Source organism: Methylocapsa sp. D3K7, from assembly GCF_029855125.1.
Classification (GTDB): Bacteria; Pseudomonadota; Alphaproteobacteria; order Rhizobiales; family Beijerinckiaceae; genus Methylocapsa.
In genome coordinates this window covers 1,246,123-1,264,575 of the sequence record NZ_CP123229.1, presented here as the reverse complement: position 1 = coordinate 1,264,575, position 18,453 = coordinate 1,246,123, and the positions used below count along the sequence as shown (strand labels likewise).

The 18,453-nt window shown below is 59.6% G+C and carries 17 protein-coding genes; 11 read left to right on the top strand and 6 right to left on the bottom strand.

Going from position 1 to position 18,453, the window contains the following annotated elements:
• Positions 1-18 precede the first annotated feature (18 nt).
• From QEV83_RS05665 to parC, 10 genes are all read left to right on the top strand, one after another.
• Complete coding sequence (locus QEV83_RS05665; protein ID WP_280130261.1) at positions 19-1,839, top strand: ABC transporter ATP-binding protein/permease; 1,821 nt, start codon at positions 19-21, stop codon at positions 1,837-1,839.
• Between the two features lie 25 nt (positions 1,840-1,864).
• Complete coding sequence (locus QEV83_RS05660) at positions 1,865-3,145, top strand: glucoamylase family protein (RefSeq protein WP_280130260.1); 1,281 nt, start codon at positions 1,865-1,867, stop codon at positions 3,143-3,145.
• A gap of 10 nt (positions 3,146-3,155) precedes the next feature.
• Positions 3,156-4,640 carry a glycoside hydrolase family 15 protein gene (locus tag QEV83_RS05655; protein WP_280130259.1) on the top strand — a complete coding sequence of 495 codons (1,485 nt, stop codon included), beginning with the start codon at positions 3,156-3,158 and terminating at the stop codon, positions 4,638-4,640.
• A complete protein-coding gene (locus QEV83_RS05650) occupies positions 4,637-5,521 on the top strand; it encodes a LysR family transcriptional regulator (protein ID WP_280130258.1) in 885 nt (294 codons plus the stop codon). Before QEV83_RS05655 ends, QEV83_RS05650 begins: the two co-directional genes overlap by 4 nt.
• Positions 5,522-5,649: 128 nt before the next feature.
• Positions 5,650-6,126 (top strand): formate dehydrogenase subunit gamma, encoded by a 477-nt coding sequence (locus QEV83_RS05645; RefSeq protein ID WP_280130257.1) that lies wholly within the window; start codon positions 5,650-5,652, stop codon positions 6,124-6,126.
• Entirely contained in the window at positions 6,123-7,673 is a 1,551-nt protein-coding gene (locus tag QEV83_RS05640; RefSeq protein WP_280130256.1) for an NADH-quinone oxidoreductase subunit NuoF, read from the top strand. Before QEV83_RS05645 ends, QEV83_RS05640 begins: the two co-directional genes overlap by 4 nt.
• A gap of 10 nt (positions 7,674-7,683) precedes the next feature.
• Positions 7,684-10,527: a formate dehydrogenase subunit alpha gene (fdhF, locus tag QEV83_RS05635; protein WP_280130255.1), complete on the top strand. Its 2,844-nt coding sequence runs from the start codon at positions 7,684-7,686 to the stop codon at positions 10,525-10,527.
• Complete coding sequence (fdhD, locus tag QEV83_RS05630) at positions 10,524-11,378, top strand: formate dehydrogenase accessory sulfurtransferase FdhD (protein ID WP_280130254.1); 855 nt, start codon at positions 10,524-10,526, stop codon at positions 11,376-11,378. Before fdhF ends, fdhD begins: the two co-directional genes overlap by 4 nt.
• Positions 11,368-11,628, top strand: a complete 261-nt coding sequence (locus QEV83_RS05625) for a formate dehydrogenase subunit delta (RefSeq protein WP_280130253.1) — start codon at positions 11,368-11,370, stop codon at positions 11,626-11,628. The genes fdhD and QEV83_RS05625 overlap by 11 nt, the downstream gene beginning before the upstream one ends.
• A gap of 174 nt (positions 11,629-11,802) precedes the next feature.
• Entirely contained in the window at positions 11,803-14,049 is a 2,247-nt protein-coding gene (gene parC, locus QEV83_RS05620) for a DNA topoisomerase IV subunit A (RefSeq protein ID WP_280130252.1), read from the top strand.
• Positions 14,050-14,074: 25 nt separating this feature from the next.
• Here the strand turns inward: parC and QEV83_RS05615 are convergent, their stop codons facing one another.
• The 3 genes from QEV83_RS05615 to QEV83_RS05605 form a co-directional block, all read right to left on the bottom strand.
• Positions 14,075-14,809: an arginyltransferase gene (locus QEV83_RS05615; protein ID WP_280130251.1), complete on the bottom strand. Its 735-nt coding sequence runs from the start codon at positions 14,807-14,809 to the stop codon at positions 14,075-14,077.
• Positions 14,810-14,944: 135 nt separating this feature from the next.
• Entirely contained in the window at positions 14,945-15,418 is a 474-nt protein-coding gene (locus QEV83_RS05610) for an RDD family protein (protein WP_280130250.1), read from the bottom strand.
• A 256-nt stretch (positions 15,419-15,674) separates the two neighbouring features.
• Positions 15,675-16,115, bottom strand: a complete 441-nt coding sequence (locus QEV83_RS05605) for a hypothetical protein (protein ID WP_280130249.1) — start codon at positions 16,113-16,115, stop codon at positions 15,675-15,677.
• A gap of 488 nt (positions 16,116-16,603) precedes the next feature.
• Between QEV83_RS05605 and QEV83_RS05600 the strand changes: the two genes are divergently transcribed.
• Positions 16,604-17,023 carry a secondary thiamine-phosphate synthase enzyme YjbQ gene (locus QEV83_RS05600; protein WP_280130248.1) on the top strand — a complete coding sequence of 140 codons (420 nt, stop codon included), beginning with the start codon at positions 16,604-16,606 and terminating at the stop codon, positions 17,021-17,023.
• A gap of 76 nt (positions 17,024-17,099) precedes the next feature.
• Here QEV83_RS05600 and QEV83_RS05595 read toward each other — a convergent pair whose 3' ends face one another.
• The 3 genes from QEV83_RS05595 to QEV83_RS05585 form a co-directional block, all read right to left on the bottom strand.
• A complete protein-coding gene (locus tag QEV83_RS05595) occupies positions 17,100-17,603 on the bottom strand; it encodes a DUF1269 domain-containing protein (protein WP_280130247.1) in 504 nt (167 codons plus the stop codon).
• 183 nt (positions 17,604-17,786) lie between these two features.
• Positions 17,787-17,975: a hypothetical protein gene (locus QEV83_RS05590; protein ID WP_280130246.1), complete on the bottom strand. Its 189-nt coding sequence runs from the start codon at positions 17,973-17,975 to the stop codon at positions 17,787-17,789.
• A 201-nt stretch (positions 17,976-18,176) separates the two neighbouring features.
• Positions 18,177-18,416, bottom strand: coding sequence for a hypothetical protein (locus QEV83_RS05585; RefSeq protein ID WP_280130245.1), 240 nt, complete (start codon positions 18,414-18,416; stop codon positions 18,177-18,179).
• Positions 18,417-18,453: the final 37 nt, after the last annotated feature.

The window sequence follows — 18,453 nt, the reverse complement described above, 5'->3', positions numbered from 1 at the left end:
CAATGGAATCGGGCACGAATGGCTGACGAGACCGCAAAACCTTTTGAAATCCCGGCGACAGCTGCATCGCGAGACGGCAAGCTCGCGCCCCAGCTGTGGATGATGATAACGACGTTTTGGAATTCGTCTGGCCGCAACACGCTCATTTTGCTTGGTGCGGCGCTCTGCGCCGTGGTCGCGCTGACCGCCTACGGCCAGATCAAACTCAATGCCTGGAACAAGCCGTTTTACGACGCGCTCTCGCTCAAAAACTATCATGAGTTTTTGTACCAGCTCGTGGTCTTTGGGGTGATTGCCGGCGCTTTGTTGGCCTTGAATGTCACCCAGGCCTGGCTCAGAGAGATGAGCAAGTTAAAGCTGCGCGACGGGCTCACCCATGATCTTTTCGAGCAATGGCTCGTGCCAGGACGCGCGTTTCGTCTGTCAGGGGCAGGCGAAATCGGCGTGAACCCAGACCAGCGCATTCATGAGGATGCGCGTCATCTGGTGGATCTCTCGACTGACCTCGGCATCGGTCTGCTCCAAGCGACGCTGCTTCTCATAAGCTTCATTACAGTTTTGTGGGGAGTTTCGGAAAGCGTGACCTTTTCCGTTGCCGGAATGAGCTTTGTTTTGCCCGGCTATATGGTCTGGTTTGCACTGGCTTATGCTGGCATCGCGTCTTTTGGAAGCTGGCGGATCGGGCGTCCTTTGATTGGTCTCAACGCCGAACGCTACGCGCGTGAGGCGGATTTGCGTTTTGCGCTGGTGCGCGTCAACGAGCGCACCGAAGCCATTGCGCTTTATGGTGGTGAAACGGATGAAAACGATTATTTGAACCGCGAGTTCACCCAGGTCCTTGTGATGATGCGCCGGCTCGTGACCGGGATTACCCGCCTGACCTGGCTCACCGCCGGTTATGGCTGGTTCGCGATCGTGGCGCCATTCATCGTGGCGTCGCCCGGTTATTTCGCAGGCGATATGTCGCTCGGCGGATTAATGCTGTCTGTGGGGGCCTTCAATCAGGTGCAGCAGGCGCTGCGCTGGTTCGTTGATAATTTTAGCACGATCGCCGATTGGCGGGCCACGCTTCTGCGTGTTGCGAGTTTCCGTCTGGCCCTTCTTGAGATGGACAAGATCGGCGGCGAGACGGCCCGCATCGAGCTCGTGCCGACGGCCGACGACCGACTCGTATTCGACCAATTGGGCATCGCCTCTCCGCGGGGTTGCATGAAGCTCAGTGAAAAGCATGTCATGATCGGTCCGGCGGAGCGGGTGCTCGTCATTGGCAAGCGGCGGGGCGGGAAGACCAGTTTCTTTAGTGCGATCGCAGGGCTTTGGCCGTGGGGAACTGGGCGCATCCTGCTGCCGCCCCGGCAAACGATGATGTTCATTTCTCACCAAGATTACATGCCGCCCGGCACGCTACGCGGTGCGCTTGCCTATCCCTCCCAGCCATCCCAATTCGCGAATGATGTCTACTTGGCCGCGCTGGAGCGAATGAAACTCGCACATCTGTCGCCTGACCTCGATCATGTCGCGCGCTGGGAACGGGAATTGACCCCCGAGGACCAGCACAAACTCGCCTTCGCCCGGCTCTTGCTGCACAAGCCGCGCTGGATATTGCTCGACGAAGCGATCGACTACCTTGACGACGACACGCGCGGTTTGGTCCTTGATGTTTTTGCTCAGGAACTGGCGGAAGCGGCGATCGTCAATATTGGCCGGGCGGACACCCAAGGCGGCTTTTTCACGCGTGTCCTTCACCTGATTGTAGATCCAGAAGGTGAGCGCTTGGCGCCTTGTGCCGCAGCGCCAATTTTCCCTCCCGCGGCGAAAGAAAAAGCTCCCGCGATATGACGCCCTTAGAGAGAAGTTGCCCACGATGCCGGAGTCTAGAAGTCCCTCGTTGAAACATCAGCCGCCTGCCAGACTGAAGGACGAGGCGCTCATCGAACACGTCCAGCGTCAGACCTTCCGTTATTTTTGGGAGGGAGCCCATCCCCTCTGTGGCCTCGCGCGCGACAGAACGGGGCTCGTGCAGGATCCAGATGACGACCTCGTCTGCACGGGGGGCACCGGCTTTGCCATCATGGCGATCATCGTCGCGGCCGAGCGAGGCTGGGTGGGACGCGGCGAGGCTGTTGACCGTCTTAGCCTCATCCTCGGTTTTCTGGAACGGGGACCATGTTTTCATGGCCTATTTCCGCACTACATGAACGGCCGCACCGGCGCGGTGATCCGGTTTGGACGCAAGGATGACGGCTCGGACATTGTCGAGAGTTCGTTTTTGTTTCAGGGGCTTTTGTGCGCGCGTCAATATTTTAATTCCGACACCGCCGCCGAGAAGAATCTGCGCGATCGCATTACCTGGCTGTGGCTTGATGCCGAATGGAACTGGCACGCCCGCGACGGACGTCATGTCCTGACCTGGCACTGGAGCCCCAACAACGGCTTCAGCCTCGATCACGATATCCATGGCTGGAACGAATGCCTCATCACTTATGTGCTCGCCGCCGCCTCTCCGCATTACGCGATCAAGCGCTCCTCTTATCACGAAGGTTTCGCGCAAAGCCGCACCTTCCTCAATCGCCGCCGCTATTACGATCTCGATCTGCCGCTGGGGCCGGACTATGGCGGGCCTTTGTTCTTTTGCCACTATTCCTTCTGCGGGCTCGATCCGCGCGGGCTGAAGGATGCTTACGCAAACTATTTCCAGCAAAACGTCCAGCACACTCTGATCAACTATGAACACTGCGTTCGCAATCCGAACCATCACAAGGGCTTTGGGCCGTCCTGCTGGGGGTTGACGGCGAGCGACGATCCGGCTGGTTACGCAGCGCATGCGCCGGACAATGATAACGGCGTGATCAGTCCGACGGCGGCGCTTTCGAGTTTTCCTTATGTGCCGGAGCAGGCGATGCGGGCGCTCCGCTATTTCCATGATTCTCTCGGCGATAGGATATGGGGGCGGTTTGGCTTTACCGACGCGTTCAGCGAGAGCCAGGATTGGTACGCGAAAACCTATCTCGCGATCGATCAGGGACCCATCGTGATCATGCTCGAGAATTACCGGAGCGGCCTTTTGTGGAAGCTGTTCATGGCCGACCCCGATATCGCGGAGGGCCTGAAGCGCCTTGGATTTACAAGCCCGCTTGTGAGCTAGGAGAAAAGCCATGACGAGGGGCGGGGCAGGAACCGGGAGCGTTCCAGCGGAAGGGGAAGAAAGTCGGCTGCACACATGGATGGCACGGCAATACCCTCTCTCCGTGACGGCGATGCTGAGTGCGATTTCGGCCACGTATATCGTCAAGGAGCGGCGCGGGTTCGGGCAGACGATCCGGCCTCTGCCTGGTTCGGTTGTGGCGTCGACCGCTCTTGGCTCCTGGGATCCTGAGCCGGACTATTTTTTCCATTGGCTGCGCGATTCGGCGATGGTCATCGATGCCTTGCGGCATGTGATTACAGAGGGAAGTGCCGCCGGAGAGGGGCTCTCACGTTTCCAGGAATTTGTCGCGTTCAGCCTCTCCCTCAACCGGCTCGATGGCGGCATGTTTCTAAGCGAGTCCGGTGATTTCAGGAAAAAGATCGATCCGGCTTTTTTGCAATTCGTTCGCGGCGACAACGAGCTTCGTGCGATTGCCGGGGATCGCGTGCTTGGCGAGCCTCGCTTCAATCCCGACGCGACGCTCGACATCAGCAAATGGTCGCGCCCGCAACATGATGGTCCTGCGGCGCGGGCCATCGTCCTGATGCGCTACTGGCCTGTGAAAGGCCTCGAATCCGCGGCCCGCGTGGCCTTGCGCGCGCTGATCGAGACGGATCTTCGCTTTACCCTTGAGCATTGGCGCGAACCCTGTTTCGATTTGTGGGAAGAGGAACTAGGCCAGCATTACTATACGCGGCTGCTGCAGCATGTGGCGCTCGCCGGCGGCGCGCGATGGATGCAAGAGTTGGGGATGGAGGAGGCTGGCCACTCCTGCCTGACGGAGGCGGGGGAGATCCTCCAATCGCTCAATGAATATTGGAACGCGGAGGCAGGTTTTTACGAAAGCCGCCGGGATACCGTCAATCCGGCACCTGGCAAGGGCCTCGATTTCGCGGTGATCCTTGCAATCATCCATGCAGGCCGAAGGGAGGGGGCGCATAGCGTGCAAGATCCCAAGGTCATGGCGACCTTGACCCGGCTCGAGGATCTATTCAGCGTGAGCTATGAGATCAACCGGAACCGGCCGGAAAATCTTGGCCCCGCCCTGGGGCGTTATGCTGGCGACAAATATTTCAGCGGCGGCGCTTATTATTTTTCGACGCTCGGCGCGGCTGAATTTTATTATTTGCTGGCGGAAGTGGCTGCGGGCACTGGTCCGCGGCTGATGATGGGGAATACGGCGTCTTTGGCCCGGCTGGGTATTTCGGAAGATGCGGATCAGAAACACCATTTTCAGGCTTTGCTCCGGCGCGGGGATCAATTCATGGCGACCGTCGCGGCCTATACGCCAGCATCCGGTGAGCTTTCGGAGCAATTCGACCAGGCGACCGGCGCCCAGACATCGGCAAAAAGTCTCGCCTGGAGCCATGCCGCCTTTATCACGGCTTTCCACCGCCGTGAGGCCGCTTTACGGGCACAAAACCTGGCGTTTGAAACCAGCGCGTCGAGATGATCGACAAGCTTGAGTTTCTGATCGCGCTGGCACGCGAACGCAATTTCAGCCGCGCTGCTGAAAGTTGCGGGGTGACGCAGCCCACTTTGTCGGCCGGCATCAAGCAGCTTGAAGAAACATTGGGTGTGCTGCTCGTCAACCGGAGTTCGCGCTATTATGGGCTGACGGCGGAAGGCGAGCGTGTGCTGGAATGGGGCCGGCGCATTGTCAGCGACGCGCGCGCCATGCGTCAGGATGTGTATGCCGCGAAGACCGCGCTTTCCGGGCATCTGACGCTGGCCGCGGTTCCTACCGCGCTCCCAATGGCGGCGGAACTGACCATCCCGTTCCGGGCGAAGCATCCTGGCGTGCGATTCACGGTGCTTTCCAAAACGTCGCGCGAAATCCTGTCGATGCTCGACGATTTTCAAATCGACGCTGGCCTCACCTATCTCGACAATGAACCGCTCGGGGATATCCAAACCGTGCCGCTTTATCGCGAGCGTTATCAGCTTTTGACCCGCGCCGGGAGCCGTTATGGCGAGCGCGAGAAAGTGACTTGGGCGGATGTGGCCCGCATTCCCCTTTGCCTGCTCACTCCCGATATGCAAAACCGCCGCATTATCGACCAGTTGCTGGTCAATCCTGCGGCGCCGCCAGTCGAATCGAACTCCATGCTCGTGTTGTTTGCGCATGTCCGGATTGGCCGCTACGCCTGCGTTGTCTCCGAAATGCTCGCCAGTATGCTCAGCGTGAGTGAACCTTTGCGCGCAATCCCCATCGTCGAACCACAGGAAATTTATACGATCGGTCTGGTGTCGCCGCGCCGCGAGCCCATTCCGCCGCTCACGAGGGCACTCGCCGCCGAAGCGAGCAAGCTGGCGATGCCCAAACCCAATTGATGGGCTATTGCAGCATGGCTGACCTAGATTGATAGAAGTTTTCTATAAGAGTACAAGACTGGCTTATTGATCTTTGGCTGCCTAGACCTCATAGTTATGATGCCATAAAAAGAACGGACGGGAAACGCATGCCTGAAGCTTCCCCTTGGAATGCAGAGCGCGCACAGGAAATCATCGCCGAACACATCGAGCTTGAGGGTCCGATGCTTCCGATTCTGCACGCGTTGCAAGAAGAATTCGGTCATATCCACACCGACGCCGTTCCCCTTATTGCCGACGCGCTCAACCTGTCGCGTGCGGAAGTGCATGGAGTCGTAACATTCTACCATGATTTCCGTGACGCCCCTTGCGGGCGTCACGTGTTGCAGCTTTGCCGAGGCGAAGCCTGTCAGAGCGTCGGCAGCGAGGCTTTGGCGGCAACCGTTCTTAACAATCTTGGGGTTGGCTGGCACGGAACCACGCATGATGGCGATTTGACGGTTGAGCCTGTCTATTGCCTCGGACTTTGCGCCAACTCCCCCTCCGGGCTCCTCGATGGGGAACCGCACGGCCGTCTCAATGCCGGCAAAATTACCGAAATTCTCGAAGAGGCGTACGCGTCATGACGCGTATTTTCGTTCCTCAGGATGTTGCCGCGATCGCCATGGGCGCTCATAAGGTCGCCGCGAAGATCGCGGCTGAAGCGCGCGCGCGGGGCGTTGCCGTCGAGATCGTCCGGACGGGCTCGCGCGGGATGTTTTTTCTGGAGCCGCTGATCGAGGTCGAGACGGCACAGGGGCGTATCGGCTATGGCCCGGTAGCGGTTGCCGACGTTGCCCCTCTCTTTGATGCAGGCTTTGTCACTGGCGGAGCGCATCCCCTTCGCATTGGCAAGCCGGAGGAGCATCCGTTTCTTTCGGGCCAGACGCGGCTCACTTTCGCCCGCTGCGGCATCATCGATCCGCTTTCCTTGGCTGATTACGCCGCGCATGACGGCTGGAAAGGGCTCAAAAACGCCATCGCGATCGGCCCCCAGGCGATTGTCGCCGAGGTGACGAAATCCGGGCTTCGCGGCCGCGGCGGCGCCGGTTTTCCGACGGGCATCAAATGGAAGACCGTCGCCGACACTCAGGCTGACCGCAAATATGTCGTCTGCAACTTCGACGAAGGGGACAGTGGCACCTTCGCCGACCGCATGATTGTCGAGGGGGATCCCTTTGCCCTGATCGAGGGCATGGCGATTTGCGGCATCGGTGTCGGCGCGACCAAGGGCTATGTTTATTGCCGCTCGGAATATCCGCATGCCGCAAAGACATTTTCGGAGGCTCTGCGGATTGCCCGGGAGGCGGGCTATCTCGGCCAGGACATTCTGGGTTCCGGCTATGCCTTCGAGCTCGAATTGCGGATGGGCGCAGGCGCCTATGTCTGCGGTGAGGAGACCGCGCTTCTCGACAGTCTCGAAGGCAAGCGCGGCATCGTCCGGGCAAAACCGCCGCTTCCTGCTCATAAGGGGCTGTTTGGCAAGCCCACCGTCATCAACAATGTCTTGTCACTTCTGGCAGTGCCGACGGTTCTCGATCGCGGCGCCGATTTTTATGCCGGTTTCGGGTTTGGGCGTTCGCGCGGGACAATGCCGATCCAGATCGCCGGGAACGTCCGTTATGGCGGTCTTTATGAGACCGCTTTCGGGCTGACCCTTGGCGAAATCGTCGATACAATCGGCGGCGGCACGTTGAGCGGGCGTCCGGTGCGGGCGGTGCAATGCGGCGGCCCGCTGGGCGCGTATTTCCCCCGCGCGCTGTTCGATACACCTTTTGATTACGAGGCCTTCGCCGCGCGCGACGGGCTGATCGGCCACGGCGGTATCGTTATTTTCGACGATACGGTCGACATGGCAATCATGGCGCGGTTCGCGATGGAGTTTTGCGCCATCGAAAGTTGCGGCAAATGCACCCCGTGCCGGATTGGCTCGACCCGGGGTGTCGAGGTCGTGGATCGTGTGCTCGCCGGCGTTAGGCCCGACGAAAACATGATTCTCCTCGAAGACCTTTGCAACACGATGAAATTCGGTTCACTCTGCGCCCTTGGGGGATTTGCGCCCTATCCCGTGATGAGCGCCGTACGCCATTTTAGGGAAGATTTCACGCCGCGCGTTCTCGCCGCGGCGGAGTGAGGAGGCTACCATGCCACTGATTACCGAGATCGATTACGGAACGCCTGCCTCGCCGTCGGAGAAAATGGTCACGCTGACCATCGACGGGATTGAGACGCAAGTTCCAGAAGGCACGTCCATCATGCGGGCGGCGATGGAGGCCGGCACCAAAATCCCGAAACTCTGTGCCACGGATATGCTTGAATCGTTCGGCTCTTGCCGGCTCTGTCTTGTTGAGATCGAGGGGCGCAACGGCACCCCCGCCTCCTGTACGACGCCAGTCATGCCGGGCATGGTGGTTCACACCCAGACCAACCGGTTGAAAGCCCTGCGCAAAGGCGTGATGGAGCTCTACATCTCCGATCATCCACTCGATTGCCTTACCTGCGCCGCCAATGGCAATTGCGAATTGCAGACTGAGGCCGGCAATGTCGGGTTGCGTGATGTGCGCTACGGCTACGAGGGCCACAATCACCTTGCCGACAAAAAAGACGAATCCAATCCTTACTTTAGCTACGACCCATCGAAATGCATCGTCTGCAATCGCTGTGTTCGCGCCTGCGAGGAAGTACAAGGCACCTTCGCACTGACGATTGACGGGCGGGGCTTCGGCAGCCGGGTGTCGGCGGGGCAGGCAGAGCCCTTCCTCGAATCGGAATGCGTCTCTTGCGGCGCTTGCGTTCAGGCGTGCCCAACCGCCACGCTCATCGAAAAATCGGTGATCGAGATTGGCCAAGCCGAACATTCGGCGGTTACGACCTGCGCCTATTGCGGTGTCGGCTGTAGCTTCAAGGCTGAGATGCGCGGCGAGGAACTCGTCCGCATGGTTCCCTATAAGGACGGCAAGGCCAACCACGGCCATTCCTGCGTCAAGGGGCGCTTCGCTTGGGGCTATGCGACCCACAGGGATCGCATTCTTAAGCCGATGATCCGCGCCAAGGTCTCGGACCCTTGGCGGGAAGTCTCCTGGGACGAAGCCTTCGCCTATGCGGCATCCGAGTTCAAACGCATTCAGACGAAATATGGTAAAACGTCCGTCGGTGCGATCACCTCGTCTCGCTGCACTAATGAAGAGACCTATCTCATCCAGAAACTTGTCCGCGCCGGTTTTGGCAACAACAATGTCGATACTTGTGCGCGCGTCTGCCATTCCCCGACCGGTTACGGCCTTGGCACGGCGTTTGGTACATCGGCCGGGACGCAGGATTTCGATTCGGTCGATGAGTCCGACGTCATCATGGTGATCGGTGCCAATCCGACAGATGGCCATCCAGTGTTTGCGTCGGCCATGAAACGGCGGCTGCGCGAGGGCGCGAAATTGATTGTTCTCGATCCGCGCCGGATCGATCTCGTGCGGACACCGCATGTCGAGGCCGATTATCATTTGCCTTTGCAGCCCGGCACCAATGTCGCGGTGCTGACCGCACTCGCCCATGTGATCGTGACCGAGGGTCTCGTCGACGAGACGTTCGTGCGCGAGCGCTGCGATTGGTCGGAGTTCCAGGACTGGGCCGGTTTTGTCTCCGAGCCGCGGCATAGCCCGGAAGCGGTCGAAAAAGTCTCCGGTGTTCCCGCCGATCTCATTCGCAAGGCGGCTCGGCTCTATGCCAGCGGCGGCAATGCGGCGATCTATTATGGGCTCGGCGTCACCGAGCACAGCCAGGGTTCGACCACGGTTCTCGCGATCGCCAATCTCGCGCTGGCGACTGGAAACCTTGGCCGCAATGGAGTGGGTGTCAATCCGCTGCGCGGCCAGAACAATGTGCAGGGTGCCTGCGACATGGGGTCCTTCCCGCATGAACTCGCGGGCTACCGGCACATTTCCGATGATAACGCGCGTGCCATTTATGAGAAACTCTGGGGCGTCACGCTCGACAAGGAGCCGGGACTGCGCATTCCCAACATGCTGGATGCCGCTGTCGAGGGCACGTTCAAGGGCATTTATATCGAGGGCGAGGATATTCTCCAATCTGACCCGGACACTCATCATGTCTCGGCCGGTCTTGCCGCGATGGAATGCGTGATCGTCCAGGATCTCTTCCTCAACGAAACGGCGAATTACGCCCATGTCTTCCTGCCGGGTTCGACCTTCCTCGAAAAGGACGGGACCTTCACCAATGCAGAGCGCCGCATTGGCCGTGTCCGCAAAGTGATGAGCCCCAAGAACGGCTATGCCGATTGGGAAATCACGGTGAAGCTCGCCGAGGCCATGGGCGTGCCGATGCGTTACAGCCACCCGAGCGAAATCATGGACGAAATCGCGGCGACAACGCCGAGCTTCGCGGGTGTTTCCTATGCCCGGCTCGAAACCGAATCGATCCAATGGCCTTGCAATGAGAGCGCCCCACATGGCACGCCAATCATGCACATCGGCGGCTTCAAGAGAGGCAAGGGCAAGTTCGTCCTCACCGAATATGTGGCGACGGACGAGCGGACCGGGCCGCGTTATCCCCTCCTGCTGACGACCGGGCGGATTCTCAGCCATTATAACGTCGGAGCCCAGACGCGCCGCACCGCCAATGTCGCCTGGCACGATGAGGACCGTCTCGAGATCCATCCGCACGATGCCGAACAACGCGGCGTCAATGAGGGCGATTGGGTGAAGGTCGCAAGCCGCGCCGGGGAGACGACCCTGCGTGCGCTGGTCACCGATCGTGTGGCGCCGGGCGTCGTTTATACGACCTTCCATCATCCGACCACCCAGGCCAATGTCGTGACCACCGATTTCTCCGATTGGGCAACCAATTGTCCGGAATTCAAGGTCACAGCCGTGCAAATTTCGCGCTCGAACGGGCCGACGGATTGGCAAGAGCGGTATCGCGAACAGGCCGAGCAGAGCCGCCGCATCGCTGAGGTCACCGAAGCGGCGGAATGACCGGAGACACCATTGACGACGGTGGCAGTCCCTTGCCGCCGCCTTCCCACAGCGTCGCTTGCCTCGCGTGGCGGGAGGGCGAGGTGTCGCCTTCTGTGCGCTCCGTGCCGGAAGAGACGGCGATCGCTTTCACCTTCAACGGCACGACCCATGCTGTGATGATGGCGACGCCTGCGGATTTGGAGGATTTTGCCATTGGTTTTGCGCTCACCGAGGGCCTGATCGAGGCTCCGAGCGAAATCGCCAGCCTCGACATCGTCACAACGCCGCTTGGCATCGAACTCCGTATATGGCTCCCGGAAAACCGTGCGAAAACCTATGCCGCCCGCCGCCGGAGCATGGCGGGGCCGACCGGCTGCGGGCTCTGCGGGATCGAAAGCCTTGAGGAAGCGGCGCGCCCGGCACCCGTCGTCTCCAATGCGAGCCGTTTCGATTCCAGCGCTATCGTCGCGGCAATGGCTTCCCTATCATCCGGCCAAAAGCTCAATCGCGAAACGCACGCCGTTCATGCCGCAGGCTTTTGGGTTCCCTCGCGCGGCCTTGCCGCCGTGCGGGAGGATGTCGGCCGCCACAATGCGCTCGACAAACTCATCGGCGCGCTCGTGCGGGCAGGGGAGGCGGCCGCGCATGGCATCGTGCTTTTGACGAGCCGTGTCTCGATTGAACTCATTCAAAAAGCCGCGCGGCTTGGCGCGCCTGTCGTTGCCGCCGTTTCGGTACCGACGGCGGCCGGGGTCCGTCTTGCGGAGGCCAGCGGACTCACCCTTGTGGCAATCGCGCGCGGCCAGGACTTCGAAGTTTTCACCCATCCCCAACGCATCATCGATCGAGCCCAGCACCATGTCGCATGACCCGTCCTCGCCCAAAAAGCTGATTTATATGGCAAATCAAATCGGCAAATTTTTCGCGCCTCAAGAGCACGAGAAGGCGGTCGCCGGGATCGCCAATCACATCGCCAAATTCTGGGCGTTGAGCATGCGCAAAAAAATCTTCCAGCATTTGGAAGAAGGTGGCGAGGGTCTCGATCCGCTCGTCAAGGAAGCCGTGCAGCGGGTACGAAAAAAATATATCGCTTTGGGCGGATATGCCGGGGACGGATAGGCGGAACCCAAATGGCCGTTTATCGTCGATAAAGCGCGCGTAAAGCATCTCTGGGCGTGGGCAGGCGCCGCCGAAGTACAGACAGCAGCATTTCCGTTCGTCATTCCGTGCATAAACCTTTAAAGAACAAACACGGAACTTGATTTGCCACTGCGCGTCGTCTAGGCCTCCCGCATGGGAAAACACATCACGCCGCCGCCGTCTGCCGGAAGGGCCGAAGACGTCAATCTGCGCGAGGCGCTCGAAGAGCGGTATCTTGCCTATGCGCTTTCGACCATCATGGGGCGGGCCTTGCCCGATGCCCGTGACGGGCTGAAACCGGTCCACCGGCGCATCCTCTATGGTATGCATATTTTGCGGCTCGATCCCGGCGCCGCCTTCAAGAAATGCGCGAAAATCGTCGGCGATGTGATGGGCTCTTTCCATCCGCACGGCGATCAGGCGATCTATGATGCGCTTGTCCGCCTCGCCCAGGATTTTTCATCCCGCTATCCGCTCATCGATGGCCAGGGCAATTTCGGCAATATCGATGGCGATGGCGCCGCCGCCTATCGTTACACCGAAGCGCGGATGACGGATGTTGCTCGGCTGTTGCTCGAAGGCATCGACGAGGATGCGGTCGATTTCCGCGAGAATTATTCGGGCGATCAAAACGAGCCGGTCGTTTTGCCGGCCGCTCTGCCGAACCTGCTGGCGAATGGCGCCCAGGGTATCGCGGTCGGCATGGCAACCTCCATTCCGCCGCACAACCTCGCCGAGCTTTGCGACGCCGCGCTCCATCTCATCGCGCATAAGAACTCAACACCGGATCAATTGCTGCAGTTCGTGCCGGGGCCGGATTTCCCGACCGGCGGTATTTTGGTTGAACCGCGCGAATCGATCGCAGAAGCCTATCGCACTGGACGCGGGTCGTTCCGCCTGCGGGCGCGCTGGACGAGGGAAGAAGGCAGCCGTGGCGTCTGGGCCGTGGTCGTCACCGAAATTCCCTACATGGTGCAGAAATCGAAGCTCATCGAAAAGATCGCCGAGCTCCTCAACGATAAAAAACTGCCTCTTGTCGCCGATATCCGTGATGAATCCGCCGAGGATATAAGGGTCGTCATCGAGCCGCGCGCGCGCACCGTCGATCCCGAAATGATGATGGAGCAGCTCTTCAAGCTCACCGAGCTGGAGAGCCGGTTTCCGCTGAATATGAATCTCCTCGCCGATGGCGTCGTGCCGCGCGTCGTGTCCTTGAAGGAGGCCTTGCGGCAATGGCTCGACCATCGCCGCGACGTTTTGCTGCGCCGCTCGCGCCACCGGCAGGCCGAGATCGTGCACCGCCTCGAAGTTCTTGCCGGCATGCTCATCGTCTTCCTCAATCTCGACCGGGTGATCGCCATCATCCGCGAGGCGGACGATCCAAAACAGGAATTGAAGGCAAGCTTCGATCTTTCCGATGTGCAAGCAACCTATATCCTCGACACGCGGCTGCGCGGCTTACGGCGCCTCGAGGAAATGCAGTTGCGCCGGGAAAACGATGATTTGGCCAAGGAAAAGCGCGAGATCGAAGCATTGCTCGGCGATGAAGCCAAGCAATGGAAAGCGGTCGCCGGGCAAATCCGCGATCTCAAGAAGAAGTACGGTCCAGACACAAAAATTGGCCGCCGCCGGACCAGTTTTGGCGATCTTCCGGATATCGCCACCGGCGACATCGCCGGGGCGATGATCGAGCGTGAGTCGGTCACGATCGTGGTGTCGGAGAAAGGCTGGATCCGCGCCCTCAAAGGCCATGTCGAGGATCTGAGCGCGCTCCAGTTCAAGGGCGACGACACATTATCCGTTTCGTTTTTTGCCGAGACCACGTCGAAAATTCTTGTGCTCGCAAGCGACGGCAGGATTTTCACGCTTGAGGCGAGCAAACTGCCAGGCGGGCGCGGCCAGGGCGAGCCTATCCGCCTGATGGCCGATATCGCGGAAGGGGAGACGATCATTGCTGTCTTTCCCTATGCTGCGGGCCAAAAAATGCTGGCCGCGGCGAGCGATGGCCGGGGTTTTGTCGCCACTCAGGACGAGATGGCGGGTGGCACCCGCAAAGGCAAACTGCTCCTCAACACCGACAAGCCAGCGACGGCGGCCCTCGTCATTCCCGCCGAGGGCGATCATGTGGCGGTGATCGGCGAGAACCGCAAGCTGCTCATATTCCCGCTTGCGCAATTGCCGGAGATGCCGCGCGGCAAGGGTGTCCGCCTGCAAAAATACCGGGACGGCGGCATCAGCGACGCCCAGGTGTTTTCGCTTAAGGACGGCTTGACATGGAAGGATTCGGCTGGCCGGACATTCAACGTCGGCCCCCGCGAGTTACGCGATTGGCTGGGCAACCGGGCCGAAGCTGGTCGCCTGCCGCCGAAAGGCTTTCCTAAGAACAACAAATTCGGCTGAGGCATGACGCAAGCGGGACGCGGAGCTATTCCACCCGCTCCCAGCCATTCATCCCGAGCCGCTCTTGCGGTAGGAAGCGCGCCTTATAGTCCATTTTCCGTGAGCCCTCGACCCAATAGCCAAGATAGACATGCGGCAGGCCGAGACGGCGGGCACGCTCGATGTGGTCGAGGATCATATAGGTGCCGAACGAACGGTGCCGCTCCTCCGGCTCATAAAACGAATAGACCATCGACAGGCCGTCGGCGAGGACATCGGTGAGGCAAGCGGCAACCAATGGCCGCTCGCCGTCCGCATTTTCCCCAGAAAGGCGATATTCGATGAGACGGGTTTCGACATGGCTGTCCTCGATCATCGTTGCGTAGTCGAGCGCCGTCATATCCGCCATGCCGCCATCGCTATGCCGCGCGTCGAGATACCGGCGAAACAGCGAATATTGAGCTCGGCTCGGCTCCGGCCGAGTCACCGTCGCCGTGACATCGCGATTGAGTTCGGCGATCCGCCGGAAATTGCGGGAGGAACGGAACTCACCGGCCTTGATACGGACCGAAACACAAGACCGGCAATTTTCGCAAGCAGGCCGGTAAGCGATGGTCTGCGAGCGCCGGAATCCCGATTGCGTGAGCTGATCGTTCAGAGCCACCGCCCGGCGGCCGATCAAATGGGTAAAAACCTTGCGCTCCTGTCTGTCCAGCAGATAGGGACATGGCGAAGGTGCGGTGAGGTAAAATTGCGGTGCGTCCCGAGGTTCCCGCGTCAATTCCAGCTGGCCTTCCCTTGGTGTTAGGACGGGCTAGGACCGATTCAACGGCGTCCGCGCCGAAGTGCGACTCTTATGATTACACAATCCTTTTAGAAAGTCCGCACCTTTTGAGGCCTCTTGCTTTTTGCTATGTCACATGAACCGCCGGATGACGACCACGCCCGCGAGCATATCATGGACACACCTCTTGTTGGCACTCATCAGCGAAACCAAAAATACAGGGGGGAACATCGTGCTCACATAAAATAGCACGGCATGCACGGCAGCGTTGAGAAACGGAACCCGGGTCCCATCGGTCAAACGCATTTCGAGATCCATCGCACGCATGCCCGGCGTTGCCATGCGATAACCAGAGATTGTGAGGCCATTGTAGAAAAACGCCACGGCCGGAAACAGGGGCGGCAGTATAAGAAGAGAAAGCCCGAAAGTGAGCACGGCAAGTGCGAGCCACAGCGCGAACGAGAGGATGGACACGAAAATGAGATCGAAAAGAAGCGCCACGATCCGCCGGGTGCGTACGGACGCCAAAGCGGCAGCGGGAAGCTGAGGCTCGACAAAGACGGGCTCACGAAACACCGGGCTTTCAAAACCTCTGCGATCGCTCATTTTGGCACTCCTGACGCCCGGTTTCATAGGCAAAACTGCGGCCGCACTGATATGGCTCCATCACTCCGATCGAACAAGAGCCGGAGCCGTCCGGGCGGGACGGCCGCACGCAATTTTGATGTTACGCGAAAACAGCCGAAAATGAAAAAAGCATCGTCATAGGAGCAGCTTGGTACCAACGCGTGGGGAGCCTGCCGTGAGCTTGGCTCGTTGCTTCGCCCCCAAGGGGCTGGGAATGTCTCAAACCACTTCCGGGCTAAAGGATGCTACGTAGGGCCAACTGCAATCCGGCGTAGGTAACGGGCTTTTCCAGCCAAGTGGCGGACTGGAAAATCCGGTCGACCCCTGGGGTATCGGCGGGCCATCCGGAGACCGCGAGAAACGGAATATGCCGCGCGGACAGTTTTTTCGCCAGCGCGATGCAAAATCTGTCCTGCAACTTTACGTCAAGGATCGCCGCATCGGGATTGTGGGCGTTCAGCCACCTGCCGGCTGAAATATAATTCGACCAGGATGCGCTCACGGAGTAACCGGCGTCATGAACCAGGCTCTCGTGCGATGCGGCAAGGGCGTCGTCCCGTTCCACGATCAGAATGTGAGGAACTTCACGAGGCTGCCGCCGCTCCGACTTGCCCGATGGCCTTAAGAACCTCGCCGGAATGCGGGCGATGCAACATTCTTTTTTATCAGCCGGCACTCTGGGGCAAACCGCGACCCTGGTCGAGCAACACCGCCGGCACCGCAACTCCATAAGGGACCAGTCATACTTGAGCGCCCATACTCCGCCCACCATCCACATCCAGCAAATTGCGGTGTGCTCGCTCTCAAAATTCGCTTCCCACACGTCCTGGATGTGCCGCGACTCATCCAAAAACGAAAGATGAAAATTCACCCTGCCAGAACTCCCCTGAAATCGCTGATTGTTTCACGCACGTGGCTCGTGGGCGGTTGCTGACACTTGGGCGAGCGCCCGGCATTGATGTAGAACAAACTGAAATAAAGAAGACGGGAACAGGCCGATCTCCCTCGAGATTCGAAGCCTGGCTTCGCGGTGCCGGTTGCGGCCTATCAAGCACCGCCCGCCGAGGTTTGGCAAAACTGCCCCAAACACACGCCAAATGCAGCAATATCCGGCATAAAACGGTAGGAATAGAAATTTGCCAATTCAATCGAGCGAAATTTTCGATGCGTCAAGCGGTCCATAGCCTCTCCGTTCCGACCCATGGCAAAGGTCTCGCCGAAATCACGGCGCAAGTCTCGTCCTGGGTCACCGGGCAAAACATCGCCACCGGGCTTTTGACGATTTTCTGCCGCCACACCTCCGCGTCGCTGCTCATTCAAGAAAACGCCGACCCCGACGTCCGGACCGATCTTGAAACTTTTTTCGAGGAGATCGCGCCCGAAGATGGCACGCGTTACATCCATCGCAGCGAAGGCCCCGACGACATGCCGGCGCATATCAGAGCCGCGCTCTCGCAAACTCAGCTCGCCATTCCCATTGTCGCTGGACGGCTGGTGCTCGGGACCTGGCAGGGAATCTATCTCTTCGAGCATCGCAGCGCGGCGCACAGGCGCGAGGTCGTGCTGCATCTTTTGGGCGAATAGGGTTTCTCCAGCGCGCCATTGCGGCGCCCTGGCGCCAGGCGCGCATGGGGGCCCCTCGCGCAAGTGTCCTCCCCGCTCAGACAGCCGGTGGCGGGCTTATCCCGGCCAGCGCAGCGCGCAGCGCGTCCTCCTTCGTATGGTCGAACGATGTCCGCAAAACGGTGCCGCCGACGCCTTTCAGATCCTCCAGCACCTTGTCGGTCGTCAGCTTTCGGATCAGCAGAAAGAGCGCCGCATTGCCCGACTGCAGGGTCTCTCCCACTTCCTTCATGAAGGCGTCATTGACGCCAACGTCGGTGAGCGCGCCTCCCAACGCGCCGGAGGCCGCGCCGATCGCCGCGCCAGCGAGCGGCATCAAGAAGATCAAGCCGATAAGCGTGCCCCAAAAAGTGCCCGAGACAGCCCCCATCGCGGTTGTGTTGACGAGTTGATTGAGCTTGACGGACCCATCCGGCTGTTTGACGGCGATCGCCGCGTCGCCAAGTTCGATCAAATATTCCTTCTGCAATTCCAAAACCTTTTGGCGGACTTCCTCTGCCTTGGCTTCGGTGGGAAACGCGATAACGACGAGATCGCTCATGATGCTGCCTTTCCTTGACTTATGCGGCGGTTCCCGCCTGCCCGCGATACACCGCGCGGACAAGAAGCATCTTTATCTGTTGCATCGTGAAAGTGAACTGAAATCAATCCGGCGGGACGGAGGCAGAAAATTAGTAAAGCTTATGCCCGGATGCGGTGCGCGGAAATATAAGTGCTTGCGTTGTTACAGCCCGTCGAAAATGACGCCGGCGAGCAATGCAACATAGGCCGCCGTCATCACCCAGAAACGATGGACGGCGACATAGTGTCCGACGACCGGAACATGAGTATAGAGGCTGGCCACCGCCAGCCCGGCGAGAATAAGCGCGACGAAGAAAATGGGAGCCCCGGGCGGGGTCAATTTGAAGCGCATGCCAAAGTCCGGATCGGAGGGATCGAAAGCGCTTGCCAAAACCGTCGAGAGAGTGGCGAAAATTTGACCGCTGGGCTTTCTTCCGCACCCTCTTTCTTGCGCGAGCCAATCCAAATGAGTAAGGGCCGCGCCATCGACGCGGCCCCACTGTCTTGGGCTCCCCGAGGACCACTAGGGAGCGGATGTTGGAATTTCCCCTGATCAGCCGAGAATGTCCAGTAAAGTTTCCGCGAAATGACTGCTACCGGCTGTTGCGCCTGAAGTCCGTCCGCTGGCGGCGGGACGGTCGATTCGCGCCAGCATCCCGAGAGCAATCGCGGCAATCACGAGCACCGCGACGAGCACGATTGAAATTTGAAATTGCCGGCGGGCCGCCTGCGCATCGTAAGCGCGGACAAAACCGGCGTCGGACCTACGGTCGGGGTGATCCGCGCTCAACATATGAAACTCCATGCAGCGGCAACGCTCAGACATTGAG